The sequence below is a fragment of the Flagellimonas zhangzhouensis genome, assembly GCF_900102925.1.
GTDB lineage: Bacteria > Bacteroidota > Bacteroidia > Flavobacteriales > Flavobacteriaceae > Flagellimonas > Flagellimonas zhangzhouensis.
The window spans coordinates 872558-887829 of the sequence record NZ_FNKI01000001.1 but is presented as its reverse complement, the minus strand read 5'-3'; the positions used below and the strand labels follow the sequence as shown (position 1 = coordinate 887829).

The 15272-nt window shown below is 33.6% G+C and carries 12 protein-coding genes; 1 reads left to right on the top strand and 11 read right to left on the bottom strand.

Annotation, left to right across the window (positions count from 1 at the left end; all coding sequences use genetic code 11):
• Nucleotides 1-3: 3 nt before the first annotated feature.
• The 9 genes from BLQ18_RS03885 to BLQ18_RS03845 form a co-directional block, all read right to left on the bottom strand.
• On the bottom strand, nucleotides 4-2199 hold the full coding sequence (locus BLQ18_RS03885) for a PAS domain-containing sensor histidine kinase (protein WP_090292827.1): 2196 nt from the start codon (nucleotides 2197-2199) through the stop codon (nucleotides 4-6).
• 318 nt (nucleotides 2200-2517) lie between these two features.
• The gene (locus tag BLQ18_RS03880; protein WP_090292825.1) at nucleotides 2518-5661 is read right to left on the bottom strand and encodes a metallophosphoesterase; all 3144 of its coding nucleotides are present in this window, start codon (nucleotides 5659-5661) and stop codon (nucleotides 2518-2520) included.
• 115 nt (nucleotides 5662-5776) lie between these two features.
• A complete protein-coding gene (locus tag BLQ18_RS17070) occupies nucleotides 5777-7939 on the bottom strand; it encodes a GIY-YIG nuclease family protein (RefSeq protein ID WP_245668061.1) in 2163 nt (720 codons plus the stop codon).
• 477 nt (nucleotides 7940-8416) lie between these two features.
• On the bottom strand, nucleotides 8417-8665 hold the full coding sequence (locus tag BLQ18_RS03870; RefSeq protein WP_090292823.1) for a hypothetical protein: 249 nt from the start codon (nucleotides 8663-8665) through the stop codon (nucleotides 8417-8419).
• Nucleotides 8666-8699: 34 nt separating this feature from the next.
• Nucleotides 8700-9680 carry a DUF3871 family protein gene (locus BLQ18_RS03865; protein WP_090292821.1) on the bottom strand — a complete coding sequence of 327 codons (981 nt, stop codon included), beginning with the start codon at nucleotides 9678-9680 and terminating at the stop codon, nucleotides 8700-8702.
• 11 nt (nucleotides 9681-9691) lie between these two features.
• Nucleotides 9692-10540: an AAA family ATPase gene (locus BLQ18_RS03860; protein WP_090292818.1), complete on the bottom strand. Its 849-nt coding sequence runs from the start codon at nucleotides 10538-10540 to the stop codon at nucleotides 9692-9694.
• Between the two features lie 98 nt (nucleotides 10541-10638).
• Nucleotides 10639-10983, bottom strand: a complete 345-nt coding sequence (locus tag BLQ18_RS03855; RefSeq protein ID WP_090292815.1) for a hypothetical protein — start codon at nucleotides 10981-10983, stop codon at nucleotides 10639-10641.
• A 118-nt stretch (nucleotides 10984-11101) separates the two neighbouring features.
• A complete protein-coding gene (locus tag BLQ18_RS03850; protein WP_139150359.1) occupies nucleotides 11102-11656 on the bottom strand; it encodes an XAC2610-related protein in 555 nt (184 codons plus the stop codon).
• 30 nt (nucleotides 11657-11686) lie between these two features.
• Nucleotides 11687-12673, bottom strand: a complete 987-nt coding sequence (locus BLQ18_RS03845) for a hypothetical protein (protein WP_139150358.1) — start codon at nucleotides 12671-12673, stop codon at nucleotides 11687-11689.
• Nucleotides 12674-12747: 74 nt separating this feature from the next.
• Here BLQ18_RS03845 and BLQ18_RS03840 point away from each other — a divergent pair, with 74 nt between their 5' ends.
• Entirely contained in the window at nucleotides 12748-12969 is a 222-nt protein-coding gene (locus tag BLQ18_RS03840; protein WP_090292808.1) for a helix-turn-helix domain-containing protein, read from the top strand.
• A gap of 147 nt (nucleotides 12970-13116) precedes the next feature.
• On the opposite strand, the gene BLQ18_RS03835 is transcribed toward BLQ18_RS03840, so the two are convergent.
• Nucleotides 13117-14295 (bottom strand): hypothetical protein, encoded by a 1179-nt coding sequence (locus BLQ18_RS03835; RefSeq protein WP_090292806.1) that lies wholly within the window; start codon nucleotides 14293-14295, stop codon nucleotides 13117-13119.
• A 378-nt stretch (nucleotides 14296-14673) separates the two neighbouring features.
• Nucleotides 14674-15189, bottom strand: a complete 516-nt coding sequence (locus BLQ18_RS03830) for a hypothetical protein (RefSeq protein ID WP_139150357.1) — start codon at nucleotides 15187-15189, stop codon at nucleotides 14674-14676.
• Nucleotides 15190-15272: the final 83 nt, after the last annotated feature.

Here is a 15272-nt window from a genome sequence, read left to right as displayed (position 1 = left end):
TATTTATCCTTTTGCAAATTTGACTTTAAATGTGGTTCCCTTACCAACCTCACTATCTACCATAATACTACCTCCCATCGCTTCGATTTGATTTTTGGTAATAAAAAGGCCTATACCCCTGGCGTCTTTGTTATGATGAAACGTTTTGTACATCCCAAATAACTTTTCACCATATTTATCCATATCTATTCCCAATCCATTATCGGAAACTTTCATAACTACGAATTCATCCTCTACTACAGATGTTATAAAAACAGTTGCCATTTTCGCAGTGTCACGGTATTTAATGGCATTGGTCACTAAATTCAATATTATACTTTCTATGTAGGCGATTACACCATTAACCATGTGGTCGGGCGAAACATTTACACTTACTTGTACTTGATTCTCATTGATAAGCGCCGCAACATCTTTCAATACTTTGTTCACGGTCTTGCCAAGGGACACTACCTTCAACTTTTTTTCTGAACTCAACTTTACTTGAACCACCTCATTCAAATGGGTAATGGTCTCGTTAAGTCCGCCAGAAGCGCGCTCCAACATTCCCAAAGTAGCCACTTGTTCCTCTTCACTTAGTTCATCTTCCACCAAAAAACCAGTGATCATGGATAAATTGGCTGCATGTGAACGAAGGTTATGCGATACGATATGTGCAAAATTGATAAGACTGTTGTTCTGGTTTGTAGTTACTTGCAACAGCCCTTTTAATTTGTTTTCGGCCTTGATTCTGGATGAAATATCAACGATTTGGGATATGAAATGAGAAAGTTCCCCATTGATCTTTCGCACCGAGGTTACGGTAAGAAACACATGAACCAACTGTCCGTTTTTTCCAAAATACCTTTTTTCAATTTGATAGGTGCTTCGTTTACCATCGATGACTTCATACAGCATGGATAGGTCGATCTCCAAATCATCTGGATGGGTAATATCTTGAAAAGTGAGTTTCAGCAACTCCTCTTCGGTATACCCCAAACTTTTACATAAACTTTGGTTAACCTGAATAAACTTTCCATCTGTTGCAACCAAAGCCATACCTACGGAAGAATTTTCAAAGGCTCCTTGCAATGATTCTTCACTTTGCACCAATTCAAGCTGAGTATTCTTTAATTCCGTGATATCATCATTAACCCCAACCATTTTAACGGGAATACCTTCTTCATTTTTAATTACCGTGGCTTCCGACTTGATCCAACGTACTTCACCATTCGGCCACTTAATCCGATAAATGGTTTCAAATTCCTTTATCCCATTTAGGGCATCCTTATATGCTCGATTTACCTCCTTTAAATCTTCCTCAAAAAGGCAAGCTTCCCAAGCTTCAATAACACCTGCAAATTCAGATTCTTCTATCCCATATAATTTGTACATATTGGCATCCCACAACACCTCGTTGTTTGGAATATCGAATTCCCAAATGCCAATTCCAGCTGTCTTTGTAGCCAAAGCTAAGCGGTCACTTGCTTGGGTATATTGAAGTTCTGCTTTTTTGCGTTTGTCTATATCCTGAAAAGTTCCATTGATACGAATGCATTTACCATTCAAAATTTCTGGCTCTCCAATGGCTTTTACCCAAACATCCTTACCATTGGCTGTTACTATTTGTAGTTCGGTATCCCAAGGCTTGCCATTTTCTATACAGTCCTTTACCAGTCGGGTTATGGTTTCCCTACTTTTTCCTTCTTTATAAAAAGAAATGCCCTTTTCAATATCTGGCACATAATCCTGCGGCACCTCATGAATCTCTTTTGTGATTTTGGACCAAAACACGGTGTTTTTGATCAAATCCACCTCCCATGCTCCAATTCTAGCTACTTCTTGAGACTTTAAATAGAAAGACTCCTTAAACTTTTTCTCGGTTACATCTTCCAGTATCAAAATGACACCGTTCACATCTCCATCCTCCGTTTTGGATGGGCTAATTTTCCATTCGTACCAAACTGCATCACCATTTTTTGAAAGGATTCGTTGCACGTCGGTTCTTTGGTCCAAACCTTCCAGACAATATGTAATGTCCATTCTTAGCTCCTCGGGCAATTCGGGCATACAATCAAAAATGGATTTTCCTTTTATGGCTGTACTAAGATTGAATTGCCGCAACCACTCTTCAGAAAAATCAATAAAACTGAAATCTTGACCGAGCAATGCCATGGGAACTGGGCAATTTTGCAGTAAAGAATAATGTGTTGTAATGGACATTTTTATAGTTGAGGTTAACTAAAGTTAAATAAATTGGTGTAATTACCTACCTCAACGAAAGAAAAAACCATCTTATTGTTTGTAAGATCGACCAAACCTCACAAGATTGAAGAAATTTGAAGCATCTCCTTAGGTTTGACTTTAGGGCAAAAAAAAACGCCGATCAAATCGACGTTTTCTAAAGGTAGCTCCCCCTCTTGGGCTCGAACCAAGGAATATAACATGCTAAATACATTTTATTTACTAATAATTTGTGTAAAGCTAATCCGAAAAGTGTACCTTTTTTATGTTGATATTACCATAAAAAATTATGTATTATCACTTCTTCTGTTTTGATATCTGATCTATCCTAAGTTGTTTGTCAACAGGTATATTCAAAAAACTTAATATTTTGTTCTTTTGAACGTGATTTGTCGGGTATAAATACAAATAATTTACTACCATTCGTTTCATTACAAATAATGAGAGTCTTGAATCACTGAACTCTTTTGACAATCTTTTAATTTCAGAATCTGGGAAACCTTCAAAATGATCAAGCTTAATTGCTAGTTTAAGAAGTTTGACAGAATTATAATCATGCTTAGCATATACTTTTTCTGAAATTGCCTTCAAATGTTCAGTTCCAACTGAATCACTAATTTTTTTAATAAAACTGTATGATATTTGGGAACATAAACCAAAAAGAGTTGTTTTGGATAAAACTTCAATTTTTTTTGCAGAAACTTCTATTTTCTTTGGATTATCGACCTTTTTCCCCCTTGCAATTTCAATTTCTTCAATAATTGAATTCACCTGATTTATAACATATTCCGAGTTCTCTTCAATAATTCCAAAAAACATATTCAACGACCGTAATCCTAGTAAAATTGTTTCTTCAAGCAATTTTTCAATTTGGCTATTTTCAATCTTACCATAATTGTTTTTTAAAATTTGACCGACTATTTCAATAGTCTTAAAACCAGTGTTTAGGTTAGAAATAGCATTTAGCTCATCATCTAGTTCGTCATAAATATTTTGAGCTGGTTCTATTAACTCAGCGTTTCTAACTTCTATATAATATTCATCTTTAAGTTTATTTTCTTCTTCCCTATATTCATCAATACTTCGAGATTTATAAACCAATTCTGGGATTGAATTTCCCAACTCATTAAGTTTACTTATATCCTCTTGTAATTTACAAGGCTTTAAGTCCTTAAATATAGACTGAGCTTTTTCTAGCAATTTTTGCAGTAAAAATTTATCTCTGGAATGATGCGTAAGAAATAAAATAATATTGGAGAATTCAGATTTATATAATCGCTCCGATAACCTAGAAATTATCGTTTTAATCTTTGATTCATCAATATGATTCGATAAGTAATTTGAAACAAAATAATAATGAACGTAAGAATACTTATATTCATAAACACCATCAAGGTGCTCAATAATTTTCCCCTTAACCAAGTTTTTAACTATAGTTTCAAAGGATTCCGAAATAGTATATTTTTCACGATATAAAGAATCAAATGATTCAAATTCATATCTGTCAATTTCCCGTAAAGAATTTTCCAAAAGATAAAAGGAAAATTCACTTAAATAATTTTCATACTCTGTAATTTGTCGCTGACTTGACAAAATGCTAGTAAAAGATTTTTGGATTAAAAATTGATAATAATGCCCAAAGGTACTAGCTGATAAATCTGTTGGGTTTCCTAATTCAATTGATTGTAAAATAGTAAGTATAAAAAATGGATAGCTTGGAACAAAGTTAATCCCTGTTACGGTATTTACGGTCATTTCAGCATTATGTAGTTTTTTAATCCTTTCTTCTTCTGAAATTGAGTCTTCAACACCCAATGTATTCCATTTATTAATCAGCTTACCCTTTAAATGAAAACCAAACTCTTTTAATTCATAGAGTGAAAAAGATGAATATAAGTCAACGGAACTACTTTCATCTAAAATGATATCCTCCAATGACATCAATTCATTTCCTGCGATGATTATATTTGGGAAATAGGCAATCAAATTTTGTAACAATCTTGCCTTATATCTTAAATTGACCTTTACTTTATTAAAGTCATCAATTATGATTATTAATTTTGACCTATCTAACTGTTCAATATCTTCCTTTTCCTCAGATGAATATTGTTGTAAAAAATTTTTAACCAATAACTTTTTAAAGTCATCAATTGAGGTACTTTTAATTTGAATGCCATCAAAAAATATAGGCACAAGCCCCCTACTATGTAGATCTAAAAAATATCTTTTTAAAAGCGATGTCTTCCCAATATTTTCCGCACCACTAATAATAATTCTAATATCTAAATCCGCTTCAATTATCTCTTTTTTAAATAGTTCAGCAGAACTTAAAGTAATTACCACAGGTTGTTCCTCACCATCATCTACTTTTTTTAACAATTCAAGGTTCGGATAAACAAAAACATCGGATAATTTGACTACCTCTCTATTTGGGTGTGAAAAATTTGCTCCATTTTCATCTAATTTAAAGTAAAACTTATCCTCAATTAAAAATGGATTGTTTATGGTCTTTCTACTTCTTTCAAATGAAATCTTTTCATTTGGAATTTTAACGTATTTATTCTTTTCCCATTTGAAAGAATTAATTTGAAAAGATTTTTCGCATAAATTAAAGTTCACAAGATTGTATCCACTTTTTTCATCATCAACAGAATCTTGCAATACATCACCCTCGATGTGGTAAATATTGTTTTTAGAAATAAGATCCTTTATTTGGTATCCACCATCAACATGTTCATGTCCTGTAAAAAAAACATCACTGTTTCTTTCTATCAATGCTTTAAACTCTCTTCTATTATCAGGCTCAAACCAATTCAACGGATGATGAAAACATGACACCCTTAAATCCGCTGAATCTGATTCTATTTCTGTCGGGATAAGGTTTATTGGAAAAATCATTTTTCCTGGGATTTCCTTCAGTACAGATTGAAAAGAAGTATTGTAACAATAAAAAATTACTTTTTTATCCAACACATCAAATTCAAAAGTTTTTAATAGTATAGAAGAATTATTGGAGTAGGTATTTTGATTAAACGAAGATTCAAATTCATAATAATTGTCCAAATTTTTACCAATTGTATTTACAAGTTGTAAATCACATGATTTCGGGGAATTTTGAAACTTCTCCAAGAGAATTTCCCTTACTGAATCCACCTCTGTCAACCTACTACAATCATGGTTGCCTGGAACAATAATAACTTTCACCTTGCATTTTGCCTTTTCATTGACAGCATCAATTATTTTCCCAAAAAAATCATTGGCTATTACAAATTCTTTCTTACTACCTGAAAAAGCACTATCTCCAGTAATTAAAATAATTGTTTCATTAGCATTTTCTAATTCATTTAGAATCGAATCTATGAGTTTATCCAGCTTATTAATTAGTGAGTTGTTGTTTTCTCTAAAGTGAATATCGGAGAAATGAATTATTTGAAGTTTCATAAAAATAGAGCTTTGTGATATTTAAGAATTTTCACACAAGACCCTAAGATAACTGTTTTCTTCAACTAATACGAACCCACAATAAATCTACATGATTTTTAACCGTTTTATTGCATTAGTCAACATAATACCAAACGAATCCTCCACTATATTTACGTTCTCCTCTGCAAACTCTTGAAATGGAGGTTTTGCTCAATCCAGAAACCTTGCTAGCTTGTGATACTGAGTCAAAACAATTAATTAATACATTATTCATGTCATATTGGCAAACACGCTTTTTTCTTAAATCGGTTGGTATGGTAAAGTTTTTATTATAACTCCAATAGTAACCTTTATAGCTTTTAATGTAGCCTAAACAAGCATTTGAAATTCCTTTTTCATTACCCAGAACTTCTGTTGACGCATCTATCAATGAATCCCATTCACCAACAAGTAAACCCGAATCAGTGAATTGGTAAATTTTTTTCTTAAATCCTCCGCCATGATCATTGTTATAACCATTTCTAAATGAATCGTAACTTGCAATGTATTGTTTTTCCTTAAACGCAAGTTCGTTCACTGAATTAGCTACATCAATAGATTCCCATTTGAAATTATCAGGACCATAGGATGAAATTGCTTCATGAAAGAAACTTCCAGCTCCTATTTGAGCTTTTTGAATATGATCTTTTTTCCTTTCTTCTACAGTTTTGGTTGTCGAACCAATGTATACCATCCCATTTTCAGTATTCTCAGCCTTATAAATTACTCCCGTAATTTTATTTATCTCATCTAGCAAATTGCTTTTAACTTCAGTGTAGACACCAAGTTGTTGTATTGTTTCATTCATGGTAGCTATAACAGTACCTGCTTGGCTTTTTTTGCAATACAACGCATCATAAACGTATATTACATAAATACCCTCTTGATTTAACCTTTTAATACATTCGGTCATTATCTCCACCTCTTTAGCAAACATTAACCTTGCAGTGATTTTGTAACCATACTCTTTTTTATCCTTTATCAATTTAGAAAGCATTTCAGGTTCATTTTTTAGGAAATAATTATAGAGAATACTTTCTTTCATCTGATTATGATGCTTATTGAAAAATGACAAATGCTCTTTTTTAATTTCCTTTACATCCATGATAAGTTTATCTGCCAGCATTTGGTGATTCAAGAATTTTTGTTTTCCACCGTATAAAGACATTACAATATTGGGATGCAAAGCTGTAAAATCAAGTTCAACAATTTCTTCTTCATCTATTTTGCACATCATCCTTATCCATGACGGCATTAAATTAAAACTGTCTACAACTCTACCTCCAGACTTTAAATCTCCTACTATAGGTGTCATAAAACCATTCTTAGTTAGATAATTGAACTGTTTTATGTTGTCCTCCACAAAACTTCTAATTACATCATTGGAAAAATCATCTCTTTTCTTATGGTTCAAAAAAGTTAAAAGTTTACCTTTTTTGGAATGGTAACTTTCCTTTATCAGTTGTTTTGCCCTTAAAATGATTTCTCTCTCCGTCGGTAAGCTTATAAGCGGGTATACGTTCAATAAATTAAAGCCGATGATATTATTTGATGCCTTAGCCAATAACTTATATTGGTATTTTCTTCGCTGAGCAATACATTCTTTGGTCTTAAATTCATAACTCGATAGGGTTTTGCCCCTAAAGGCGTCTGTATATCTATATTGTTTGGATACTACTCCTGTTTGATATGAATCTTTACCCTCAGAATTCTTCTTTGATTCAATTATAGGTTCTGTGCTCGACGTAAAGTACTGTAGTGCATTTAATACAGTTGAGTATAAAAAAGTATTGTCATTTCCTCTCTTTAATTGCTCATGAAGGATACTAGAATTCAATGCTTTCCAACAATCGGGATCATCCATAAACAAAGATGATGTTAAGCTAGATACTGTCATCAAACATTTTTCAACAGCAAGTATTTTGTCCTGATCAATAGATGATAGGACTCTTTTAGGTAGACGTTCCAGTATCCTTTTTACTCCTTTGGGGACCCATACTTTAGTTGCTTCAGCAAGAAATGTCGGAAAAGTGTCATTGATTTCCCAATAATTGGAATCTACAAAACCTTTCGAAACCCCTTTTAATACAGAGGGTTCTTCATTTTTACCGTTAATTTCTTTACCAGTAACATAATTGTAGGTGTATTGTGTGGTTGAAACTGGATTGGATAGGGATTTGGAGGGTTCCTCCATTTTTCTTTGTTGCCCATGTGGTACATTATTACACATGTCAACATCATTGCTTTTCTTTCGCATATTTTAAATTTTTTATTTTGATAGTCCTAAAGACCTTATTGGCAAATAATGTTCAGTAGAAAGGTGAATGGTTTTTATGCCATTAGATAATCCAATCTCATGACCAAATCGTTTTAGGAATATTAAGTTGTCGAATCTATCCTTTTGGTGTTCTGATATCCGATTTTGTTTGGTCAGAATACATTTTCAGGATTTTTGTGAAGTACCCCAATATACGAGATCAGCTACCCTAAAGTCAACCGATTAAAGGTTTAACTGGGCGGCAACGTGAATTGCTAATAGCTATTTCGTGAAGTCTTAAATGACCTAATTTTAAAAATTGCCCCTTGGTTTGGTAAAATTTGGCACCCCAAAATCAAATTTATGGGATGCCATTTTACTTATTTGAAGCGCCTAAATACATTTTCAGTGGTTTTTTGTTCAAGGGGAAACCGTCTCAAAATGTAATACAGCATAACCCCGTTAAGTCGTAGTCAATCATAAAATAATATCGAAATAGAAGTAGAAATAAGCCCTACCCTTGATCATAAAAAGTGTAATCAACGTAGGAGTTACCTTGATTTGGTCTACTTCATAAATTTGACCAGTCATTAGTTCGCCTATGGAATCCAATGTCATTACGCTAAAGGGGCACCTTACCACAACTAACTTGTTCATTTCATCCACCACCAAAAGCTCATAAGAATTACTGAATTTCAATATATCAGCCAATATTTTATTATCCATTTATAGGTTGACATTTTTCGTTTTAGCCATGATATTAATTATGAGTGTACCAATTTTTCTCCCCTATTTCAAGCGATAATGCGATGTTTTGCATCAGGTCGAATGCATTTACATTCCGCTCCAGACTACTGTCTATATAGGAGGATTTGTTGGCTTCTGTGAACAGGTTGTATAGGTTCCACAGGTTTATCGACCCATTGGATTCTTTACCAAAGTTTGGGCATTCGTAATAATCCCTTACCACTTTGGTTATCTGTCCGTCATTTAGTTTGCTCGGAAAGATTCCCCTTTTCTCTTCATTGCCAAGAAACTGGAACATTCTCAACCTTCCCACAAAGTGTGAGAATTGGTGCTCGTCCAGAATATAGTTTTGGAGCAACTGAAGATGGTTTAGGTGCATTTCCATATCATATCCATTGAACAGCTCTTTTGCCTTGTTCATTAACTCAATTGTAGAACATGACCTTATCTCATTGGAAAACCCATCGGTACTGATACATAGGTTGGTGCATACGAGATTCTTGAACCCTATGAATAGTTTGAACTTCTCCATGGTTTTTTTGCTGTAGAGGTTCTCTTGGTTATATGCCCTAACACCACCAATGGTCAATGACAGTAAATTGTCCCCAACCCTACGTTGAATTGACGGCACCTCAATTACGAATGCACACCTTTCATAATAGATGGTCTTTTCATGCTCTTTCAGTTCCTTGACTGGTTTTCCTATGGCAGTAGGCACCCTTCCCTTGATGACGTGGCTTACCCTAATATCTGGCATGTTCAAGACTTCCCCATGAAACAATTCCTTTGCCAAGTTGTCCACTGAATGGATAAATTCATGATGGCTAATCGTGGTTTCATTGTCCTTGGAAAATACTGGGACTATGCAATCGTTTCCCAAGTGATTTATACTCACTTTTTGGGTGTTGGCTTCAATGAAACCAGAATGCTTTCCACTATCATTGTCCAAAGTTTTAAGTGAATTATTGTGATTTTTAATTATTAAAGTATTCATCGCCTTAGTCTTTATTGGGTTGGGTTTGATGTTTTGATTCCTTGGCTCTCCAGCTCCGTTTTCCTGTTGAGTACTATTGGGTTCAACTGTTTCTTGAAAGCTTCGTATTTCGCATATAAATGTCTTAGACCCTCGACTGTGGTCGTTTCATTGATTTCATTTATAGCCTTGTCTAATGAAATTCCCTCATTGCACCAATCCACCAACTTTTTCCCTGTTGAGGCATTGATGACAAATTCAGGTCTATCCATGAACAGCCCTGTTCTATCCTTACTGGCTTTTGCCAAATGGCTGTCATTGATGAGCTCAAAGTTCACAGTAAGTTCATATTCGTAACCCTCTCTAGTAATCTCTTTCGTCCCGTGCTTGACCACTTTGGTCTTACCATTGTTGGATACATCAAGGGAATAATCTATTTTTCTCCTAGTAGTGGTTATGACATGGCATTTTGAGTTTAGAATTGATTCAATAAATGCTTGGTGCCTTGGTGAAACCTTGCTCCAGTCCTGAAAGCGACCACCCAATTTTTCATGGATTTCCAGACACCCGCCCTTACCTTGCCATTCATGGGTGATACTGTCAATAATGATTACCTCTACATCTGCTTGTTCACACAATCCCAATGCCTCAATGTATCTTTCGGGATTATAGGGGTCCATCAGGTTCAATACATTAAAACCGCCTAAATGGGAATAGAGGTTTGAGCTTCCATTTTCAGTGTCAATCACGGCTATCTTGGACCATTCCTTGGTCATTCCATATGCAAGTAATAATGCTGAATAAGTCTTTCCAAACCCGCTTGGTCCACTAAGACCTATTCGCAGCTTCAATTGCTGTCTTTTTGCTTTACTGAGTTTCATTTTATTAAAAATTATAGGTTATACTTTTTTTGATTAGAGGGTATAAAAAAAGAGGTTATAGTTTCCCATAACCTCTTTGCTAACTGCTGTTTTGATTTTTAAACAACCGCTTCTTCTGCAATCACATGGTCATCAATGATGTCATCAACATCACTAATAAATTCATAACGATGCTCCAAAGTGACCAGTTCACCCGTATCTGGAATCATATACTCATACGGTTCCACGTTCACTTTCTTGATTTTACCCTCCAGTGAGGTGCCAATCAGTGATTCACATGTGTTTTCGTCAAAAGTGCATGCCACCTTTGCTTGTCTTGCGGTCAAATACGTTCTGCCTGTTTCTTGGCTTCTGACTGCTTCTACTCCGCCTTGTACCACCAAGGCATAAAATTCCGACCCATCCTCCCTGGAATAGGTTTTGTACCCTACGATTGTAACCATAGTTCTTAAATTTTAGGATTAATATTGATTTATGGGGGGGATATCCCCGAAACCAAAAAAGGGTGGGGGGTGATGTTGGATTAATGTGCTCTCTTAGAAAGAACAAAAAAAATCAAACTTACTTATTTTGTCTAACCAATCTATCTCCTTCGATTAGGTAAACAATTTGGCTTTGATCGTCTGGAAAATTAGTTTTTGATAGATGCAATAGCTTTTTGTTCTTCTTATCTATCATTTGAATTTTTAGGTAATCCCAATCCTCTTCATGCACGAATTTTTTTGTAGTTGGGTTATAAATGTAATATTGTGACCAATTATCATTTATAGGTACACTAAAGTCAATGTTTCCATCTAGATTGAAATCATAAAATACAAATGGAATTTTTCCTAACCCAATTCCATCTTCTATATTTTGAATAGTTTGGGTTTTCTCGTCATCAAGGTATATGTTTAATGTTTGTATTCCACCATAATAACCTATGTTGTTGGAATAGCTCAATTCGTTGTTCCAACTAAAGTTGAACTTGAATTTATCAACCTTAAATTCTAGATTTTTACTTACTACTTTACTGATTTTTGGTTCTTTTGAAAATAATTCCCAATTACCTTTTATATCTTGTGCGTACAACTCTATAACACCTAAAGCCAATAATAATAAGGTTATGGTTCTCATCTGGTTTACAAGTTTTTTATTTTGAAGCATCTATCTATTGAGTACGCTTCCATCTGTAAAAGCTACAGATTGAATCCATACTGAAGGTACAATATCATTGTTTAGTGAATACTTTCTTGCCTTTTCCAAAAGGAAACTTTCCAGGCTGTTTTTATTGTAGAGCACATTGAATGTCTTTCCATTCCGTATATCATATTCAAAAAAAACATCATCCTTTCCAGCCATACTGCAATCCTTTCCAGGTTTTAAGGGAAAATCCAAGGTGATTGTCTGATTATCTGAAAGGTATAAAGGTTCTTTGAATTCATCCTCTATAACAAGTTTAAACCTTATGGCGGATATGATTCGATAATCACATGGCTGACCTCTTGCAGGGTTGATATCATACATAAATTCGTAGATTCCATCACCCCTCTTTCGCCATCTCGGTCTAGGATTATTAACGATTACCAATTCTTCAATATTAATATTTGACTCTATGGAGTCTTTTAAGAATTTATTATAGGGTTCAAAATTTGATGATTTATAAAATATTTGATGAACCAAATTATTTTCACCCACAGATTCGGTTTTGTATTGAATATTTAATCTTTGATTTTTCCATAAAAAAGAACTTGTTTTACGATTCAATTCGGCATTATATTGCTCTATTGTATCTGGAGTCCCATACCAACTAGAATATGCTTCATAGACCATGTTTTTTAACTCTTTGGAATTATTCTCATAAAAACTAAGTTCAAAACTGGTTTGCTTCCCAAAACCATAAATATCCTGATTGAAGTCGATTGAAAAATTGAATGTGTCCGCTTTAACTACAAATGGATAATCATAAGTTGGTTCATTCGACAACCAGTCTTTCTTGCCTTCAAATACTAGACCCAAATCAATTAATTCTTTAATAAAACTATTTTTGTCAACTTGCCCAAATGACGGGATATCTAACGGGTCTTGACCCATTGAACATGAGTAATTAACTATTAAAATAATTACCAATGTTATTACGCTGCTTTTTTTCATTGTAAATAAATTTCAAATTAAAAATAGGCATATGTGCCTATATATAAAATTGTTGAGTCCACGATTTTTAAACTGTGGACAAATCAAGTGAAAAGGAGTTCTTAGTTAAATTTGGTCAAAACCTGAGAAGATTACGCAAACAGAAAGGGTATACTCAGGAAGAACTTGCCAATGAGCTTGATATTGAGATTTCCCAGATAAGCAGAATTGAACGAGGAGTAATCAACACTTCTGTTTCTTTGGTAAAATCTATTGTCGATTGTCTTCAGGTAAAGGCTAACGAGCTTTTCGACTGATTAATGGTTTAATTTCTTATCGCACTCAATCACAAATCGTTCTCTATAGCTGGATATAATAAACCGATTCGTTAGGCTCTTATTCCTTTTTTTTGTTTGAAAAACCATTTTTTGAAGATACAAGCCCTTTGTAATAGTCCTTTTCTCTTAAAAAGCAAATGTGTATTTCTTACCGTTTAAAGGCACAACTACATTTAATCCCTTTATTTTTCTGGAGAAAGGTATATTGATGAAGCCTAAATATTCTGTTTCGTTAAAAAGTGTATGTCTTTTTAAATATCCCTCGTTTAAAGTGTTTTTAATTTCATATTGTTCACCTTGGAATTGATTAAGCACGTTTGTGGCATTTTGTTGAGCCTCATATGCAGCGGCTCCATTGTAATTAGCAGTATAGGTAGTACTATAAGTGGTCGAATATGGGTAAGTTGTATAATCATAGGTTGTTTCATAGGAAGTTGAGCTTGAATACCCCGCCGAGGATGCCGAAAGCCCTGCACTAAACCCTAGAGCTAAAGAATTCCAGTTTTGACGTCGTTTCACTTTTTTCATGTACTCTTCATGGCTAAGTGGCTTTGTTTGTTTGGCTAATTCTCCATATTCATCTATATAGTCTACATAAATATCTTCTGGATTTATTTCTATACTTTGACCTGTAAGATTCTTTATGGAAAAATCAACTTGGAAATATTTTCCATAGGTCTTGTCTAATACAATTTGAGCGGCTATAATTAAACCACTAGAATCGGAAAGGAATTGAACTATATCTCCCTCATTATAGAAGTACTTTTTCTTTACTAGGGGTGTTTGATTCAGGAAATCATCCAAATTTAAGTATGTGTCCGTGGTCTTGTTAATGTCAATAAGTACTCCATAAATATTAAATGCATTTTTATTCCCTTCCATTTCGACCACATCAAAGTAATTAAATCCTTCCCTGACCTTTTCAAATTCCAAAGTAAAATTCAACTTTTCTCCAAATTTCATTAAACACCCAAATTCATTACTATTATCTAGGGGAATGTTGTAACTATTGATAAGTTGATAAGTTTTCTTGGACGCAATTTCTATTAACTTAATATCCCTACTGATGTAAATGCAGTTTTCTAAGGGAGAGGGACTTGTAAAAGTAAAATGTAGGAGAGTGGAATTTTCACTAAAATCAATCTGTACCAATTTTAATGCCTCAAAATCACCACGAAATAATGGCTTTTCAATACTGAACGTCTTGAATTGGGAATAGCACATGGTTGAAAATGTGAAAATCAAGATAACTGCAGTGCTTAAACGGGCTTTTCCTCCTATCGTTGTAATCATATTTAGTAACATAGTTTAATCTTTACTAACAATTATGGCAGAACAAAATTTGAGACCACTCAGCTATCAAAATTCATCATTTCTGATAATGCCACACTCATCGCATAAGTTCTCTCGTTTGAGTCCCATTTCTTCTGGGAATAAGAATAATCAATAGAGCATATCAATAATTGTTGACTTCATGGGTTTTTATTGTTTTAATAAATAATTAGCAGTTATTGTTTAATCATTCGAATATTTTCATTTACCCCAATGTATCTTCATTTTTGATGCTGTGTCCATTGTTTCATGCTTATCTCCAAAAAGTTGTTGAATATTCCTACTTATCAAAACTAAGAGCATATTTTAAATTAGGATTAAACGACTAGATGCATTTTCAAAATGCCTTTATTAATTTAGCAGTCTTGCAAGTTCGTTAAGTTTTAATGCTTGTTTTGATTTTATATTAGTTTCAGCATACCCCTTTGAGGTATAAACACGTATCTTATCTAAGTTCTTTTCTTTTAATTTTAAAAGAATTGTATTATCAATTAAACAGATCAGTTCAACACCAAGCATTTGACTCCCTACAATCCCAATAGCTCCATCTCCAAAATTGGATAGTTGATATTCAGCATTAAAAAGTTTAACAATTTCGTCGTCTACAAATTTTAAATACAATACTTCTCCTTTATCCACCGAAAAAACTTTATTCCCGATCATAAACTTAAAGTTTAAAAAAACTTCATCGTCAATTTTCCTAAATCGGACATAAGAGTAAAGACTAGAATTTTTTGTTAAGCTTTCCCAAGAAGATTCTATCACTCTACTTCCCGTAAATTCGTCAACTTCATTTTTGACTATTTCTTGTCCTAAAACGAATTCTGACATTGATGAAAATAATATTAAAGCAAAGCTTATTTTCATGATGTAAACTTTAAACAATGTAGATGTCATCTTTGAAACAGTATTTAAAATATCAATAAATATCAGAAAACTATAGATACAAA